This is a genomic window from Haematospirillum sp. H4485, from assembly GCF_012102745.1.
Lineage (GTDB): Bacteria > Pseudomonadota > Alphaproteobacteria > Rhodospirillales > Rhodospirillaceae > Haematospirillum.
Genome location: NZ_JAAVSY010000006.1, coordinates 110,527 through 127,857, shown reverse-complemented (window position 1 = coordinate 127,857; position 17,331 = coordinate 110,527). Strand labels below are relative to the sequence as shown.

20 protein-coding genes and 1 tRNA gene are annotated in these 17,331 nt (G+C 57.1%); 6 read left to right on the top strand and 15 right to left on the bottom strand.

Annotated features, from left to right (window positions below; all coding sequences use genetic code 11):
• Positions 1-633: 633 nt before the first annotated feature.
• Both HEQ61_RS06555 and HEQ61_RS06550 read right to left on the bottom strand, forming a co-directional pair.
• Positions 634-709 (bottom strand) — tRNA-Ala (locus HEQ61_RS06555).
• 191 nt (positions 710-900) lie between these two features.
• A complete protein-coding gene (locus HEQ61_RS06550) occupies positions 901-1,239 on the bottom strand; it encodes a TIGR02300 family protein (protein WP_168021299.1) in 339 nt (112 codons plus the stop codon).
• Between the two features lie 189 nt (positions 1,240-1,428).
• On the opposite strand from HEQ61_RS06550, the gene aroA reads away from it, so the two are divergent.
• From aroA to HEQ61_RS06520, 6 genes are all read left to right on the top strand, one after another.
• Positions 1,429-2,781 (top strand): 3-phosphoshikimate 1-carboxyvinyltransferase, encoded by a 1,353-nt coding sequence (aroA, locus tag HEQ61_RS06545; RefSeq protein ID WP_168021298.1) that lies wholly within the window; start codon positions 1,429-1,431, stop codon positions 2,779-2,781.
• Between the two features lie 6 nt (positions 2,782-2,787).
• Positions 2,788-3,477, top strand: a complete 690-nt coding sequence (gene cmk / locus HEQ61_RS06540) for a (d)CMP kinase (protein WP_168021297.1) — start codon at positions 2,788-2,790, stop codon at positions 3,475-3,477.
• Between the two features lie 77 nt (positions 3,478-3,554).
• Positions 3,555-5,252: a 30S ribosomal protein S1 gene (rpsA, locus tag HEQ61_RS06535; protein ID WP_168021296.1), complete on the top strand. Its 1,698-nt coding sequence runs from the start codon at positions 3,555-3,557 to the stop codon at positions 5,250-5,252.
• Positions 5,253-5,567: 315 nt separating this feature from the next.
• Entirely contained in the window at positions 5,568-5,852 is a 285-nt protein-coding gene (gene ihfB, locus HEQ61_RS06530; protein ID WP_168021294.1) for an integration host factor subunit beta, read from the top strand.
• Positions 5,852-6,187, top strand: a complete 336-nt coding sequence (locus HEQ61_RS06525; protein ID WP_168021293.1) for a lipopolysaccharide assembly protein LapA domain-containing protein — start codon at positions 5,852-5,854, stop codon at positions 6,185-6,187. The genes ihfB and HEQ61_RS06525 overlap by 1 nt, the downstream gene beginning before the upstream one ends.
• A 111-nt stretch (positions 6,188-6,298) precedes the next feature.
• Positions 6,299-8,029 (top strand): monovalent cation:proton antiporter-2 (CPA2) family protein, encoded by a 1,731-nt coding sequence (locus tag HEQ61_RS06520; RefSeq protein ID WP_168021291.1) that lies wholly within the window; start codon positions 6,299-6,301, stop codon positions 8,027-8,029.
• 58 nt (positions 8,030-8,087) lie between these two features.
• Here the strand turns inward: HEQ61_RS06520 and HEQ61_RS06515 are convergent, their stop codons facing one another.
• The 13 genes from HEQ61_RS06515 to HEQ61_RS06455 all read right to left on the bottom strand — a co-directional run bounded on the left by HEQ61_RS06515 (position 8,088) and on the right by HEQ61_RS06455 (position 17,327).
• Positions 8,088-8,903, bottom strand: a complete 816-nt coding sequence (locus HEQ61_RS06515; protein ID WP_168021289.1) for a substrate-binding periplasmic protein — start codon at positions 8,901-8,903, stop codon at positions 8,088-8,090.
• Between the two features lie 83 nt (positions 8,904-8,986).
• The gene (locus HEQ61_RS06510; RefSeq protein WP_168021288.1) at positions 8,987-9,211 is read right to left on the bottom strand and encodes a DUF6538 domain-containing protein; all 225 of its coding nucleotides are present in this window, start codon (positions 9,209-9,211) and stop codon (positions 8,987-8,989) included.
• 305 nt (positions 9,212-9,516) lie between these two features.
• A complete protein-coding gene (locus HEQ61_RS06505) occupies positions 9,517-9,915 on the bottom strand; it encodes a 3TM-type holin (RefSeq protein ID WP_168021287.1) in 399 nt (132 codons plus the stop codon).
• A 136-nt stretch (positions 9,916-10,051) separates the two neighbouring features.
• Positions 10,052-10,621 (bottom strand): hypothetical protein, encoded by a 570-nt coding sequence (locus HEQ61_RS06500; protein WP_168021286.1) that lies wholly within the window; start codon positions 10,619-10,621, stop codon positions 10,052-10,054.
• A 17-nt stretch (positions 10,622-10,638) separates the two neighbouring features.
• Positions 10,639-10,902, bottom strand: coding sequence for a hypothetical protein (locus HEQ61_RS06495; protein ID WP_168021285.1), 264 nt, complete (start codon positions 10,900-10,902; stop codon positions 10,639-10,641).
• Between the two features lie 24 nt (positions 10,903-10,926).
• Positions 10,927-12,261: a hypothetical protein gene (locus tag HEQ61_RS06490; protein ID WP_209315732.1), complete on the bottom strand. Its 1,335-nt coding sequence runs from the start codon at positions 12,259-12,261 to the stop codon at positions 10,927-10,929.
• Positions 12,262-12,264: 3 nt separating this feature from the next.
• Entirely contained in the window at positions 12,265-12,870 is a 606-nt protein-coding gene (locus HEQ61_RS06485) for a putative phage tail protein (protein ID WP_168021284.1), read from the bottom strand.
• 1 nt (position 12,871) lies between these two features.
• Complete coding sequence (locus tag HEQ61_RS06480) at positions 12,872-13,948, bottom strand: baseplate J/gp47 family protein (RefSeq protein ID WP_168021283.1); 1,077 nt, start codon at positions 13,946-13,948, stop codon at positions 12,872-12,874.
• Positions 13,941-14,375: a phage GP46 family protein gene (locus tag HEQ61_RS06475; protein WP_209315731.1), complete on the bottom strand. Its 435-nt coding sequence runs from the start codon at positions 14,373-14,375 to the stop codon at positions 13,941-13,943. The genes HEQ61_RS06480 and HEQ61_RS06475 overlap by 8 nt, the downstream gene beginning before the upstream one ends.
• A 61-nt stretch (positions 14,376-14,436) precedes the next feature.
• A complete protein-coding gene (locus HEQ61_RS06470; protein ID WP_066133125.1) occupies positions 14,437-14,814 on the bottom strand; it encodes a hypothetical protein in 378 nt (125 codons plus the stop codon).
• Positions 14,811-15,725, bottom strand: a complete 915-nt coding sequence (locus HEQ61_RS06465; protein WP_168021281.1) for a hypothetical protein — start codon at positions 15,723-15,725, stop codon at positions 14,811-14,813. The genes HEQ61_RS06470 and HEQ61_RS06465 overlap by 4 nt, the downstream gene beginning before the upstream one ends.
• 15 nt (positions 15,726-15,740) lie before the next feature.
• The gene (locus tag HEQ61_RS06460; RefSeq protein ID WP_168021280.1) at positions 15,741-16,232 is read right to left on the bottom strand and encodes a phage baseplate assembly protein V; all 492 of its coding nucleotides are present in this window, start codon (positions 16,230-16,232) and stop codon (positions 15,741-15,743) included.
• Between the two features lie 12 nt (positions 16,233-16,244).
• Entirely contained in the window at positions 16,245-17,327 is a 1,083-nt protein-coding gene (locus HEQ61_RS06455) for a phage baseplate assembly protein (protein ID WP_168021279.1), read from the bottom strand.
• Positions 17,328-17,331 lie beyond the last annotated feature (4 nt).

Here is a 17,331-nt window from a genome sequence, read left to right as displayed (position 1 = left end):
GGATCGCATTAAGCACTTCGCGTAAATCCACCTTCCGCCGACGGCCCCGTCGCGCCCCCGGCGGCAGTAACTCTCTGATATAATTTCATTCGTCGTCGGTTGGATCGGTCGGATAGCGTTTCAGCTTCCGCTCGATATGCGCTACGCGAGCGCGGGTTTCTCGGGTCCACATTCCGAGCTTGAATCACGACATCCCGCGTCGCTCCAAGCATTTTCAAACGGTTTCTGAGCAGAACTCACACCACCCAAGTAGATAAACAGATAATGCGAAAAAAAAGGAACCATCAGAAATACTTGGTAGAGCTTTTCTGAGTGAAAAATCGAGAAATAACCTTGCTGATACCAGTTGTCGAGGTCACATTTTTCCGTCCGATCCCAGCATGGCCGCGAGACCAAATGCATCGCTGCCTCCGAATACCATTTTTGTCACCAGCACCTGACTTCTTACGCTGCGGTGCAGCGAGAGACTTGGCCCTATCCTTACCAAAGGACAAAGCGCAGGAGAGATAGGAACTATCTGCCTAGACTGCCTACCCTGCCGGACCCTCAGCACACGCAAATCAGCCCTACTGTCGGCGCACACGACAAAGCGCACACCACCAATACCACCAATCTGATACACATTTTGAAGTATGGTGGAGCTGAGCGGGATCGAACCGCTGACCTCTACAATGCCATTGTAGCGCTCTCCCAACTGAGCTACAGCCCCGCTTTTCTGAGGAATTATGGGACAGTCCTCACGGTGTGGGCGGACTTATAAGGGCTTGACGCACGGTTCGCAAGAGAAAAATCATGCGTTCCCATTTTTCGCCGCCGACACGAAAAACACCGGAAACCTGAGGGCAGATTCCGGTGTTTTCACAGAGTGCTACTTGGCCCGCAACAAGGAGCCTAATAACATCATTCGTCGCTGTCGCCGGCCTCCAGATGGTCCATCACCTCGGCCATGTCATCGTCGTCTTCACCCAGATCCGAAGCATCTTCAATCAGGGCATCATCATCCTCATCGTCCAGCAGCGGTTCATCCAGGTCGTCTTCACCCACAGCAGCCACGGCAGCAACAACCTTGCGAGGAGCATCTCCGCGGGTTCCCTTGCCACCACGCTTGATTTTAGGCGCGGCATCCTTTTCGTGGATGGCTCCACACTTTGGACACACAACAGGATCTTTACACATATCATAAAAACGGGCGCTGCACGTTGTGCAGGTATGCTTGCTGCCCCATTCCGGCTTGGCCACCAGAAAACCTCCAGATCTTGTGAACGTCATACGGTCAATGCCGCATTTGCCATCGAACGTGGCCCCTGTCAAAAGCAAAAAACAGATCGGGATACAAACCACCGCATGATCTCTACCACCAAACGCCTCTCTGTGCTATCGGATGGCCTGCGCCCACTGACACAGCGCACCGATAAGCGGAGTTTACAAATGAGTTCGGCACCCGCGCGTCCTGTTACCCTACGGTCACAAGCAGCATCCCCCTTGTCCGGCACGATCAGGGTTCCCGGCGATAAATCCATATCGCACAGGGCACTGATGCTCGGCGCTATATCCGTTGGTGAAACCATTATTGAAGGACTTCTGGAGGGAGAGGACGTCTTGCGGACGGCCGAAGCCATGCAAAAGCTGGGGGCAACCGTCCGCAAGGAATCCGACGGCCGGTGGATTCTCTCCGGACGGGGTGTTGGCGGACTGGCCGAACCCGATGATGTTCTGGACATGGGCAACGCGGGAACAGGAGCGCGACTGCTGATGGGGCTCCTGTCCAGCCATTCCTTCACCGCAGTCTTGACCGGCGATGCATCCCTGCGCAGCCGCCCCATGGCACGGGTTACAGACCCGCTGGAAAAAACAGGGGCCCGCTTTCTCAGCCGCACACGGGGACGACTTCCTGTTACCATAACCGGGACGAAACGCCCCCTCCCCCTTGACTACACACTGCCTGTTGCATCAGCACAGGTAAAGAGTGCCATCCTGCTTGCCGGGCTCAATACACCTGGCCAAACCCGCGTTGTAGAACCCTCGCCCTCGCGGGATCACACTGAACGCATGTTGAAAGCCTTTGGCGCTGACATCCAGGTAGAGGAAAACGGCGCAGGGCGCATCATCACCCTGACCGGACACCCCGAACTGACCGGGCAGACCGTCCGCGTGCCGGCAGATCCCTCCTCTGCCGCATTCCCGATCGCAGCAGCCTTGATTGTACCCGGTAGTCACCTAGCCTTGACCAATGTGTGTATCAACCCCTCGCGAATCGGTCTTTACAAGACCCTGCAGGAGATGGGAGCTGACATCCATTTTGAGAACGTACGCGATGAAAACGGGGAGCCCGTCGCCGACCTTGTCGTCCGTCACAGCCCCCTGAAAGGCATCAATGTACCGGCAGAACGGGCCCCCAGCATGATCGACGAATACCCGATCCTGTCGGTTGTTGCGGCCTTTGCCAGCGGTGAAACACGCATGAATGGCCTTGGGGAGCTGCGGGTCAAGGAAAGCGACCGTCTGGCCCTGATGACTGACGGTCTTCTGTCCTGTGGCGTGAATGCCCGCACAGAAGGCGATGATTTAATTATCCAGGGCACAGGAAAGCAACCAGAGGGCGGGAAGATGATTGCTGTACAGCTTGATCATCGCATAGGAATGAGCTTTCTGGTCCTCGGAATGGCTACAAGAACGCCGGTTTCTGTTGATGATGCCCGCGCCATTGACACCAGCTTCCCTGATTTTGCGAACCTTATGAACAGCCTGGGTGCCCGCATCACCCTGGCCCCGGAAGAGTAGGAAACCATGACACATCCCGTCGTTGTCACCGTTGACGGCCCGGCTGCCGCCGGAAAAGGAACATTGGCCCGCCGCCTGGCTTCTGCCCTTGGCTATGCTTATCTGGATACAGGCATCCTGTACCGGATTGTCGGCATGAAAGTACTGCGCAGCGGGGCCCGTACAGACGATACAAAAACGGCCTGCGACGCCGCACGGTCCCTGACACCAGCCGAAATCAGCCGCCTGTCCGGACACAGCGAGCTGCGGAGCGAAGCAACAGGGCAAGCCGCCAGCCAGGTTGCCGCCATTCCCGACGTACGCCATGCCCTGCTGGACCTACAGCGTACATTTGCTACCAATCCACCGGAGAACCGACCCGGGGCTGTTCTGGATGGGCGCGATATCGGCACAGTTGTCTGCCCGGACGCTATGGTCAAATTGTTTATAACCGCAAGCGTAGAAGAACGTGCCCGTCGTCGGCTGCTGGAGTTGCAGAACCGGGGAATAGAGGGTATAGAGTCCGAAATCCTTGCCGATATCAGGGAACGGGACCGGCGCGACACAGAACGCTCTGTCGCACCCTTGGCCCGCCCTGCGGATGCCTTGGTGCTTGATACCACCGACATGGACGCTGAGGCGGCCTTCTTGGCTGCCTTGGACTATGTCCGGCAAAAGGGTCTTGTTGTAGACAGGCACAACGCTGCCTGTGGGTAATAGGCCGCGAGTCGCGGAAGACCTCGGGATTCAACCCGTGGCCGGAAATATAATGTATGAAAGGAAGATGTTTACCTATGGTTGATGCCACTTTTGAGAGCTTTGAGGCTCTTCTTGATGAATCCCTGTCCGCTGAACGCGGCATTGAAGGAACAGTCCTGCGTGGAACGGTCCTGCGCGTCGACGGCGACTTTGCCCTTGTTGATGTCGGCCTGAAGTCCGAAGGACGCATTGCCCTGAAAGAATTCTCCCGCGCCGGAGAAGAAGTCGAGCTGAAAGCCGGCGACCAGATCGATGTGTTTGTGGAGCGCTACGAAGACCGCGACGGACTGATTGTCCTGTCCCGCGACAAGGCACGCCGCGAAGAGGCCTGGAACGATCTGGAGAAGACCTTCACCGCCAGCCAGCGCGTGGAAGGGATCATCTTCGGACGCGTCAAGGGTGGCTTCACGGTTGATCTGTCCGGAGCTGTAGCCTTCCTTCCGGGATCGCAGGTTGATATTCGCCCGGTGCGCGACATTGGCCCGCTGATGGGGCAGCCGCAAACCTTCCAGATCCTGAAAATGGACCGCGCCCGTGGCAACATCGTTGTCTCCCGCCGCGCTGTTCTGGAAGAAAGCCGTGCCGAAGAGCGTGCGAAGCTGATGTCCGGCCTGAAGGAAAGCATGATTCTGGACGGTGTTGTCAAAAACATCACCGACTATGGTGCCTTCGTTGATTTGGGCGGCGTCGATGGCCTGCTGCACGTCACCGATATTTCCTGGAAGCGCGTGACCCATCCATCCGAAGCCCTGAACATCGGTCAGACCGTCAAGGTTCAGGTCATTCGCTTCAATGCGGAAACCCAGCGTATTTCGCTTGGCATGAAGCAGCTGGAAGCTGATCCATGGGAAGGCGTTGCCGCCAAGTACCCGGTTGGAACACGCTTCATCGGTCGCGTGACGAACATCACCGACTACGGCGCCTTTGTCGAACTGGAAGCTGGCGTTGAAGGCCTTGTCCACGTCTCGGAAATGAGCTGGACCAAGAAGAACATTCATCCGGGCAAGATCGTTTCCACCTCTCAGGAAGTGGAAGTCATGATCCTGGACGTCGACGGCGAAAAGCGTCGTATCTCCCTGGGACTTAAGCAATGCGCCGGCAACCCGTGGGAAAACTTCGCATCCCAGCATCCGGCCGGCACGGAAGTTGAAGGTGAAGTCAAGAACATCACCGAATTCGGTCTGTTTGTTGGCCTGCCCGGCGAAATTGACGGGATGGTCCACCTCTCCGACCTGTCATGGTCTGAGTCCGGGGAAGAAGCCGTCAAGGCCTATAACCGTGGCGACATGGTCAAGGCCAAGGTTCTGGATGTTGACATCGAGAAGGAGCGTATTTCGCTGGGTATCAAGCAGCTGGGTGAAGACCCGTTTGCCTCTGCTGCCTCTGGCCTGCGCAAGGGACAGACCGTTACCGCCGTAATCACCGCCGTTCAGGACAACGGGATTGAGGTGGAAGTAGACGGAGCAGTTTCCTTCATTCGCAAGTCCGACCTGTCGCGTGAACGCAACGAGCAGCGTACAGAACGCTTTGCCGTCGGTGAAAAGATCGACGCCAAGATCACTGCCATTGACAGCAAGACCCGCAAGATCAGCCTGTCGATCAAGGCACGCGAACTTGAGGAAGAAAAGCAGGCCATGGCGGAATACGGATCCACGGATTCCGGCGCCCTGTTGGGTGACATCCTTGGCGCTGCCCTGAAGCAGGCCAAGGAAGAAAAAAGCAAGGCTGACTGAACCTTGTGATCCCCCCGGTTCGCCTCCGGAATAAACGGGGCGAACCGGGCAAGAAAAAAGCCCTCCCGGTACCATGCGTACGGGAGGGCTTTTCATGTTGTTTTGTCCTGATAGACGAAAAGAATCACAGAACTACTAAAAGGTGTTTATTCATATATGGTTATACTTGACGTTCCAGCAGTCCTTTGGCAGGATGCTGCCGTTCATGAATTTCCTGACGGTGCGTATTGCCACCGTGCGATAATTCTGCCGAAACGCTGTTGTCCCGTGTCGGGTTCGGGGTACCTTGACAGACCTGAAAGAGGGGAACGTTACATGACCAAATCAGAATTGATCGCGCGGCTTGCCGAAAGAAACCCGCATCTTTACCAGAGAGATATTGAACGCATCGTCTCGACAATTTTCGACGAAATTTCGTCAGCCTTGGCGAATGGAGACAGGGTCGAGCTGCGCGGGTTCGGTGCATTTTCAATCAAGAAGCGCGATGCCCGTCTGGGGCGCAATCCACGTACCGGAGCATCTGTTGAGGTTTCGGAGAAGGCTGTTCCGTACTTCAAAACCGGCAAACAGCTGCGTGAGCTTCTGAACACAAAATCCTGATGCTGCGGTTTCTTTCTTGGCTTTCTGGCATTCCCTTGGCCGTAGCCATGGTTCTGTTTGCGGCCGCCAACCATGAACCCGTTCAGGTTGGCCTATGGCCTCTGCCGTGGGTCATCGAACTCCCCCTCTATCTGCTTGCCCTTGCCCCCTTGGCAACAGGATTGCTGATTGGTCTTGCGCTGGGTTGGATTGCCGCAGCACCTGCCCGCAAGGCAGCACGGGCAGAACGACGTCGCGCCCGGTTCCTGGAGGGGCAGATTCGCTCTGTAGTCGGCGGAAATCTCGACAACGAAGCCGGCAAGAAGAATGACCAGGCGGCACTTCCCGGCAACTGAAGGCAAGACGTGTCTTTGCATGGCATAACCCGTTGCCCTTGCTCTCCTTATACAGGCACAATAGACAGGCGGCTCTAGCCGATACAAGAACGGGTGCCTTATCACTGATCCATGACTGCGGATACAAACCAGCTGACAGAACTTCTTGCACTGCTTGCTGCGGCCGCTATTTGCGTGCCCTTGGCCAGACGCATGCGCTTGGGAAGTGTCCTTGGCTACCTTACCGCCGGGGCCATTATCGGACCATGGGGGCTGGGGCTTATTTCATCCGTGCAGGATATCCAGAGACCGGCTGAGTTTGGCGTGGCCTTTCTTTTGTTTATCGTTGGCATAGAGATGAAGTTAAGCCGCCTGTGGCTGATGCGGCGGCAGGTCTTCGGGCTGGGTGGGGCACAAGTCACGCTAACCGCCGCCATTCTGGGCAGTTGCGCCTGGGCATTGGGAACACCCGCCGCCATGTCTGTGATCGCCGGTCTGGGGCTGGCACTTTCCTCAACGGCCATGGGGCTGCAAACGCTGTCCGAACGGGGGGAACTCGCAACAGCTTATGGCCGAAGTGGTTTTGCTATCCTTTTGCTGCAGGACCTTATGGTGCCTGTTCTGTTTGCCCTGGTTCCTATCTTGTCTATCCAGAATGTAGCCCTTACAGCATCGCTGGGTTTGGCAATCGTGCAAGGGGCAGCCATTCTAGCCGGGGTAACCTTGGCCGGGCGGTTCCTGTTGCGTCCGTTCCTGCATATTGTTGCGCGCTCCCACAGTGACGAGGTCTTCACCGCTACAATTCTTCTGATTGTCCTTGGTATTGGGTGGCTTACAGAGCACGCCGGCATGTCTATGGCTATGGGTGCGTTTCTCGCCGGCCTTCTTCTGGCCGATTCAGAGTTCCGCCATCAGATCGAGGCAGATATCACGCCGTTCAGGGGGCTTCTGCTGGGACTTTTCTTCATGGGCGTCGGCATGGCCATAGATTTTGGTCTTCTGGCACAAAGCTGGATGCAGATTGCCGGGCTGGTACTCGGACTTCTCACGATTAAAACCGTAATCTTGGTTCCGTTGGCACGCCTTGCTGGACTTTCCTGGAGTAATGCCGTACGGGTTGGACTCCTCCTGTCACAAGGAGGGGAGTTTGCCTTCGTTCTGCTGGGATTTGCACAAAATCAGGGAGCGATTGCGAGCGGCCTGACAGACCTTCTGATCCTTGTGGTTTCTCTTTCCATGGCAACAACGCCCGCGTTGGCGGCGGCCGGACATCGTCTGGCACGTATGATGGAGCAAACCACAAGCAAGTCCCATTATCATACCCCCGTAACCATCCCGTCAGAAGAAGGCAGTGGGCACATCATCCTTGCCGGATTTGGCCGGGTTGGCCGCATCGTTGCTTCGCTTCTGGATGCAGCCGGACAGACCTACATAGCCTTTGATCATAATCTTGATGCAGTAATTCAGGGGCGCAGCAAGGGCTACCCTGTCTTCTTTGGCGATGCAAGCCGCCCCGAGGTCATGCGTGCTGCCCATGCCGACAAGGCTGCCCTGGTCATTCTAACGATGGATGACCCCCTCTCCACAGCACGTGCCCTGGCTTCTATCCACCATATGTATCCAAGGCTGTCGATCCACTGCCGGGCGCGGGATCACGAACAATCCTGTGATCTGACCCAAGCCGGGGCAACGTGTGCTGTACCTGAAACGCTGGAGGCAAGCCTGCAATTAGGAAGAGCTTCCCTGACAAATCTGGGCTTAACAGGTGAACACGTCGAAAGAATTCTGGAGCAATTCCGGTCTGATAATTACGCTGTTCTACAAAGAACCTTGGAAGAGAGACATTCGGCAAAGAACCTATGAACAGAGATAATGCAGTCCAGGTATGGGCCATACTCCTCCCGTGATGGACCGGAAAAACTCACCGGGTCATCAGGCGCTGCAAGCTTCCATCTGCTCTCATTGCCCTGATCGCGCCATTCAGTTTCTCTATGAAATCATTGGCCCAAGGCGTCATGGCAATAGCCCGCGCTGAATACCCAACATAAGCCTTCTCTGCGTTAACAACGGCTGTCTCGACAACTTCGGATCCTGAGCCCCCTGCAGCCTTGACAGCACTCTGGACCGAGAGCCGGTCATTGACATAGCAATCCACACGAGCTCCGAGGAGCTTCTTGATATTCACTTCTGTCCCATTGGCGTCCTCTACGCGGATTGCGCCGGCATCACGCATCTTCTGGAAGGCCTCGCCAGCAACTGTGAAGCCCAAGTTGTTACCGAAAAGCATGCCGGCGTACCCTTCAGGGAATGACTGCCCGACCACACGGGTTGCAGCCTCGGGTGTACAGAAGACTGCAACGACCTCCTCGTACAAAGGCTCGGAATACACGCTGATATAGGGGCGCTCTACCTTGCGGAGATAAGGGGGGAAAAGAGCAAAAATCTCTCCTGTCTCCATACCCTTCAGGCCACGCTTCCATGGGACCATCACTATGGAAACATCGTAATCCCCAGCAATACGACGGGCCACTTCCTGTAAAACATCAACATACAGACCGCCGGGATTACCACCACGATCAAAAGAATAGGGTGCGTAGTCATTATCACCGTACAAGGTCACTTTCTGGGCAGCGTAAACTGATGACCAAATGCCGCCAACAAAAATACAGAAAGCCGCCAAGGACGCTGCACGCAAGCATAATCTTATACCAAACTTTTTATGGATTGCAGTGACCACCGTTACCTCCTGTGACACGAATAATGAAGCCAAGAGACATTTGGTATCCCAATGAAAACTGTCTACAGGGCCCACCAGCTATATCATGAAAACAGGAAGCTCTTATAGGTTGTATTTCTGATGTTAAGAAACCCGATAGATTGATCGACGGCAGTATTGATGTGACCGACAAGCCGCCGTGCCACATCGAAGCTGTCTGTGCCGAGCGCAATCTTCACAAAACGACCCAGCTGAGGTGCCAGATCGATGGGTGCCCGTCGCCGGAAATAGAGTGTACGCCCTTGTTGTACGATATAGCGACTGGTCACCTTGCGATCCCAATGTATCCAAAAATGTATCCAAAAACGCGCTGTTTAACGTATCCCAAACCCGGAGGGGGGCAGAAGGGGTCCCGTTAATGCATTGTTTTTAAAGCAAAAACCCACGCGACACGTTTCAGTCGCGGGGGTTTTTATGGCGCACTCGACAATCTCCTAACCAAAGCAGGAAAAATACCAATGCATTGATAAACAACAACTATTTCTGTGATCTTTGTTGAATGTATCCAGAAAAGTAACCAATTAAGTATCCAAAAATGTATCCTTTTTTCGGAGTCGCAGGGTTGCCGGGAATCTCATGTGACGCCTCGCATCTTCTCGACTGTTCTGAGGCTTGCGACTCCCAGCATCGTGAAAATGAGCTCCATCAGCATACTGTCGAGCTGCGGTAACGGTGGGAGAGCAAGACCAAATGCAGATGCTGCCCAAAAGAACAGCGGCCCCACAAAAAACTGGAACGCAAGGGCGCAGCCGCATACCCACCCAATAAAGGGCCGCCAGCCGCCCCGGAAGCTGGAGCCACTTGCGGCTTCAATCTTGTTAACCTCATTGTGTGACCGCGCGGCTTGTTCAGCTGCCTCAATCAGCTGCCGTTCCATATCGATCTTTATTTTTGCTGCTTCTGCAGAATTTGGGATAATGCGGTCCAGCAGGCCGCCAAGAATAGGCAGGAGCGCTGTTACAACTGGCCCCATGATGAGAATCTCCGTTCAATACGTCCACACCAAAGGACGTGGCGCGTGGAACTCTGTTCCACACAGGTCAAGATGGATAAAGGTGGGTGCGATTCCGATGCCGGTAAAACCGCAGGAACAGGCGGCTACCCGATCGTCACTTGTCTCTTAGTGTTCGTGCAGAACCAGTAGAGCCGCTTTCCAGAAGCGCGATTTGCCAGCCGCCATGACCATTGCCAAAGTCCGTGATACTGGCTGTGACCGCCAGAATGGATCCATCGGGGCGCTCTACGCCAAGGGAGCGTTTTGCACCGACCATGCGCAATGCATTGTCTCCGTGTCTGTCGCGCAAGTATGCACCCAGTTCATGACGTAGAACGGCGGCATCCTGTTCGGTCAGTAACAAACCAACATCGGCTCGATAGGCTGCATTCCATGGATGTCCGGCCAGCTTCTCGGCCTCACGGTTATAGACGCGCACCCGGTATTTCCGGTCGATACAGATAATTGGTATGGGCAGCCCGGAATCCTTGATGTCAGCTTCTCTCCACAGCCGCTTGTCAATGTGCTCAACATTGCTGATTTCCTGCGCAGAGCAGCCGAGACGCACGAGCACCATGTCGATCAGCCGTTGTCGTCTTGGCCAGAAGGCAATCATGACCAGAACAAACGCGCTGGCCGCCAGCGCCCCCCGCCAATCGGGAGGCACCCAGTTAATGATCTCCATGAAATCCTCGTGCGTAGCTACTCGGTGCCACCCATATCGGGGCTTTCCTGCATCAGTTCTTCTTTTGTGAAGCCGAAGCGGGTGATGGTTTCCAGGCTTTCGACCTCGACCCAGACCGGGTCCAGTTTCGGCCCCTTGTATTCGGGTTTTCCGTAGTTTTCCGGGTACGTCCGGGTGTCGGTCATGGTGGTCATGGTGCCGCGCAGCAGGCGCATGAATTCAGCGTGGGTTGGTGTGCCCTTGATGGCGTCCAGATCGGCACGGGTGTTGATGATGGTCATCCGTTAAAAACTCCGTTGGGAAGGTCAGGGAAGAATCCGGTGGGCACAGACGCCGCGTGCACTGATGTAATGGTAGGCGCTGAATGCCGGGTGCCCCCAGTTCGAACAGCGTCCACCGGAATAAGACGGATAGCGAACTTCACCACCCAGGATCACGGCGTTCGACATCTGGTAGGTACTGCCACGGCCACCCGTCGCCTTCCAATCTGTGGAACCATAAGGACCGGCAAAATCACGCCCCCACACCCACATACACCCGGTCGCCTGGACCACGCCCCATTTCGAGGTATACGCTGCGTTCAGCACTGTGGATCGCGGGTCAGAACCCGGCGCAGAAGCCTCGGTGGTGCCCCAGGCCAGCGCCGCGAATTCGGCATACGACGGCAGCTGCTTGCCATGCGCCTGCATCACCTCGGCGGCTTCCCACCAGTTGAGCGAGCTATAGGTCCGGGAGCCATTGCCTCCGAACTGGCCCGGAATTTTCGGTGGGCTTGCACCATCGGCAATGGTGACGCCATACTTGCTGGTGCCGTCCGTATTGTGGTTGACACCCAGCAGATAGATATCGGCCCAGAAGCTGTCCGCCACCAGAGTCATGCCGCGCGGGTCCTTGCTCGCCGGGCGGAACTTCAGATCCCACAGCGCGTACGGGTTGATCGCCGGGCTGGTGTCGCCGCCCGCCTGTGCCGTCGCGTTGCCGCCGGGCGCATAGTGGAAGCCGCCGATCTTGCGCGAGTTGGCTGCCGTATAGCCGGACGGAACCTTGAAGTTGGCATCGGCCCGAACGGAGCCATCGGCGCAGACGTACACCGCGTAGTCGGTTCCGGGGGTCAGTGTTGGCATCACCACCGCCGTATCAGTCGTGAACGGGATGGCCTTGCCGTGTACGTCCACAGCCGTTCCGGCCTTCAGGCTGATCGCGTTGGCAGCGGTCCTGGTGAACACCACGCTGTCCGGATCGGCCTTGATGAAGGCGTTCTGCATCAAGAGATGGCCCGCCAGCGCCGCAGGCGTGACCGCCTTTTGCGCATCCGTCCCGGCACTGACCTCATCCGCCGTCGCCAGACGAACAATGCCGCGCGTGGTGGGGGTGGCGTCTTCAGGATCAACGCGTCTTGCTGCAATCAGAGCCTCAACAGCCTTTCGGACCTGCTCCAGATCACTGTCATCTGTGGAAGGAGACAGGCCCGCATGCCTCACAAGGTGCGTCAACTCTTGCAGGATGACATTGAACACCTGTGCCGGAACCGCAGAACCGGGGGTGTTGGCAGCAGGATTGACATTGACGAACGGTGTTCCATCCTCGGCCAGAACAGGCCCTGTACTTGTCATGCCGGATACCGGCCCAACACAGCGCATGATTTATATTCCTTCATATGAAAATTTGAGATCAAGATGGGCCAGCGCCATCTTTCGTAACCGACAGACCAGATCCTCTGCCTGTGCGATCTTTCCAAGCGGATCCAGGCACTGGCTGTCTGCACACCGAAACAGGGTCACGCGCGGGCCATGGACCGTAACGCGGATGTAGCGCCTGATGGCATGCCCACCATTCAGGGCGCTTTCGGAGCATGTCGCCTGCCCGCATACGAACGGACGATGTTCGACAAGAGTGGTTTGGTAGCCCAGATCATCAGCCAGCGCCTGGAGCCAGGCCAATGTTGCGCCACCTCGTGCCCGCCGCCGTGCGAGCAGGGCCTGCCTGCGTTCCTGCAAGGTCGTTGCCCGCCCATGCGAACATTCATCAGGAAGGCCCCATTCCCGTTCCTGATCCTCCAGCATTGTAAACGCAGTGGATGGATCCGCCTCTTCCACCAGATCCAGCGCCCGGTTGTGCAGTGCTGCCAACGCGGGTGCCAAGGCTTTGAGAAGCTGAGGATTTCCTGCTCCTGCAGGGCCCGGGGGCCGCAGTCCACGGGGAGCTTCTTCGCAAAGAAGCCCCTGATAATCTGAATCATTGGCCCGCATGTTATCCCCACAGTATGGTTCCCGGTGTTGCAATCTGTCCTGCTTCCAGGGCCAGGCTTCTTTCCGGTGCGTGCAACGTGTGCCAGACTTCTCCGGCCGCAGCGCTGATTGCTTCACTCAGACGCGACAGACGCACCGTACCTCCGGGCTTTGCTTCCCTGAAAAAGAAGTCCTGAAGCTCTTGTTCAATGGCATGGCGGGTTTCCGGTTTGTCCGGGCTGATTGCAATCTGCGGATTGACCGGCATCTCCACGGGCTTGAAAACATGAGGGTCCGCCCCCGCAGGCCGGAACTGGTCAATGTGCTTCTGGACCAGAGCGACCTCTGCATCGGTCGGGATAAATCCTGCCCGTCCGGATACAATAAAGGTAATGCCGTGGGCGTCTGTTCCAAGGCTGTGCCGGTAGACCCAGACCTTGCTGACCCTTACCCCGGGCGTCTCCATGACCCATTTCCGGTAATCATCGAGATTACCGCCGCACGCCGTCATCCGGTCATACTGCATGATCCTGTTCCGGTATGCCTCCTGATCCTCACGATCAACGCCGCCAGAAAGCTCTCCGCTCACAGCGACGGGCTGTACCCCGGCGACAGGATTCACCAGGGACAGAAAGGTACCCGGCTCGGCATTGCCATGCTGCCCCGCGTTTGCCGCGCGTATCGGCACCACGACAGAAGCGCCTTCTGCGACCGTGGATTCCGCGACAACATAGTCAATGCCCCCTGCCTTTTGCAGGCGCGTGCCCTCCGGAATGACCGTATGGGGCAGAAAGGCGCTTCCCGGACTGGCCCTGAACTCTGCAGATCCGGTTGCTTCCCGCGCCGGCTTCCGCATCACGCCACGCCAGGCACCATGCCGTTCCAGCCATTCACCGGTTGCGCTGCAGGGCAGAATCTGGTGTGCCAGATGTTCGACGAAGCCGTAGAGCGTATGCAGGGCTGCGGCCTGGACGCGGGCCTGCACTTCAAGGTCAGAGCGGCGCAAAACCTCATCAAGGGACAGGGATGTCAGAAGGTCGGTGCGAATTTGCGCGACAAGATCCGGCAGCGGGGGGCGCACCCATCCAATATCAGCCATTGATAGCCGTCCATGCGTTATGAAAATCAAGGTCAAGACGGTGCCCGTCATGACGAAATACCGTTACGACCAGACCAAGACCGGACAAGCCGATGCGCCGGGCTGAAACATCAATACGGGCTGCAACGCCATCCTTGACCAACCAGGACAGGGATTCGGCGGCGTATTCACGGGCTCGCTCCACAGTCTGGTCTGTCAGGGCCTCACGACGTAAAAGCCATAACCGGGATCCGAAATGATCATTGGCAATGGTTACATCACCCCACCATCCCATTCGCCCGGATTCATCCGGCAAACGATCGTCCGGTCTGGCCCGCGCCCATGTAAACAGGGAGTTCTCGACAGCCCGATACAGGGAATCCGGTAAGGCCGATGACGGCGCTGTCCGGTCGGAGGCATAAACCGCCTCAAGAGATGCTTTTGACACGACGAAAGCCCCATAAAAAAAACCGCCCGGAAGGCGGCTGTATGTAGGTAGGAAAGAAAGATTATCCTGCGCTGGACAAGGGCGTGTCCGTTTCCGGCGTGCAGATCCAGCGACGAAGCAGCCACCCCTCATAAATCATGACGGGGATGACAAGAAAGCCGACAGCGTGGCTGGCCAGAAGCAGCACCACAAGCTTCCTTGATCCACACTGAGGGAACAAACAAACCGGCAGCCACAACAGCAGGCCCGGCAGCACTAGGGCGGCACCGATAACCGGAGGAACAAGCCAGGGTGCATACACCCAAGGGTCACCGCCATAGAGGGAGGCACTGACCGGCATGTCACCGGCGAGGGGATAATTGGCCAAGAGCGCTGTCGCTGTCAGAACCACGCACGACAGCATCCAGAGACTTCGTCCAAGGAATAAAAAGGCATTCATCTCAGGCCCACCTCATAAAGCCAGGCAGCAAGCTTTCTCCGTTTCCGGGCCGCCTCTGCCGTCATGGGAGAGTAACGGAAATGGCCGCTCTGTTCGTAGAACTGTACCACAAGGACAGGTCCTGCAGCCACAAGATCTCCCAACGTCATTCCGGCACGAATTGGATCACCCATGTACGACAGATCCCGGACCAGAATACGCGCAATCCCTTCCGTAGCACGCAGCTGGTCAAGGAAAGGGCGGGAAACAGGCGATCCGATCAGGACAAGGTGGTCCACAACACCACCCGCCCGGGCGTATTTGACGGCGACCTGCGCAGCAACCAGCGAGCCGTAGGAATAGCCAACCAGGTTGAACTGCGTTCCACGTGTTCCATAGTCATCCAGGCCGAGGGGACGGCCTGTATCCTCGCCATCCCGCAGCAGCGGCACACCGCTGAAAGCATCTCCCAGCATGCCGAACAGCGATCCTTCTCCGGCGTCCACGGACCATCGATTGCCATTGCCTGCGGATACGGGGTCAAGACCAGCTTCCCGGAAAGCCGACACCATGTCGCCTATATAGGCTCCGTTCAGTCCTGCGCCACCGAAGAAATATGTTCCGCGACGCGGAGCGGACTTGATGATTGCCTTTTCAGCTTCCGGTCCTTCAAGCGCACTGTACCAGGAGCGCCCGCTGACCACATGGCCACAGGTTGCCTTGCAGCCAGCAAAAGCAACAGGAATGCCATCGACGGTGTACCAAGCCTTTCCCTCGGCAAGAACAGGACCGTTGTGCGGAGATTCGCCGTGTCCCTCAACCGGATCTCCCTGCAGGGCGACCGCATGGTCTTCCACACGGTACCAGCCCGTTTCTGCCCCACGACATACCCCACCCGCGACATCACGTCCGTTAACGGCTATTCCCGACATGGGCTGTTGTTCCTGTCATACTTTACGGGCTGCAGCATAGGTACCTGTAAGAACCTTGTGTTCACGGCTTTCCTCCAGCAGCTGTCCCGATGCCGTGAGCGCAATGTCGCCATCGGCTTCGAGGACAATTCTTTTACCCCGGATACGGATGGTGCCATCCCGTTCAGCACGGATCTGGGCCAGTCCGTCACCGGGGCAGAAGACCGCAGCCTCCCCCGGCTGCAGGTCAGCCGGTCGACAACGACGGTCTGTGACCACGGCGGCTATGGCATGGGTCCGGTCCCCGTCCGGAAACAGGACAAGGGCCTCCGCACCCGATACCGGATGGGAGGTAAATCCTGCAGGTTCGTAGTGCTGCACCCCATCCTTGACCTCACCATCCAGTATACTGACCTGCAACACCTGAAGCCTTCCTCCGCTCACGGCTGTTACAAGCGCACGCGCAAGGATGTTTTCTATCCGCCGCGCCAGTGGGCGCAGGGCTGTTGATATTGTGCGTTCGATCATCCATGCGCTCTTTCAGAAATTCAGCAGGGTTTCTCCCGGCCTGGTCAGGGCGGAAGGTCCATCCCCGCCCTTTTGTGTGGTTTCGGGTTTCAGTTCCCACGCCCCGGTCGGAGCCACGGTCAGATGGCAGAGACAGCCTGTATCCCCCAGAGAGTAGGTGACCTCACCGATCAGCATCTCTCCGTCCAGTCCGATAACAGGATCCTGTACCATGACAACAGCGTTGGGTACCCAGAGGTTGCCGTCCGCTTGTCGCCACCCCTGCACGGTATAGCGCGTTTTCACGCTTTGTCCGGCGCGGGAAGCAGCTTCCCAGCGCGCTTCAAGCCGCGCCGAGTTCCTGTCGGCATCTCCGGATTGCTTCCGGAACAGCACGCGCCGTCGCCTGACAGCCGCGTCATGGGCCTCGGCACGCACAGACAGGGCATCATGCACCGAACTGTCATCGCCTATGCCTTGTCCTTTCACCAGGTAAAGGCTGTAACGATCTTTCCAGTTCAGCGGGGCATCTGCAGACAGAATGTTTTGACCAAGGATCAGCGGCGTGATTGCCCGCATCCGTCCTGTTCCGGTCAGAACCAGACGCCCGTTTGCATCATCCGTGGACAGGAGCGCCCGCATGCCGATCAGGCGGTCCACGCTTTCGAAAACAGTTTCTCCCTGATCAATCTGGTATGTCTCCACGATCGGGCCGGTATTGACTTCGGTACAGACGTGCACGCCATAAGGCGCGGCCAGGTCGGTCACAATGTCCTCGACCCGGCGTGCATTCCACTGTCCCGGCTCGTTGATGGCGGCGCAATCAACAAGGTCTGCCGTTGCCGACCGTCCGCTGACACCAACAGATATCTGACCGGCGTCGTAACGTATGGGGGTCGCGTCAACGTATCCTGTGAGGACAAGATCGCGCCCCAGCAGAATCTGGCAGGAGTCACCCGGGCGGATCATGTCGCGGATAGCGGCACGGTCTGGCCAGCGGAAGGTTATGTCCAGCTCGAAATCACGCGCCTGCCGGTCCAGACCCGCTGTTACAGAGACACGCTTCCATCCTCCGAATTCCCGGCCATTGACTTTCAGGAGTACACTGTCTTCCACTGAC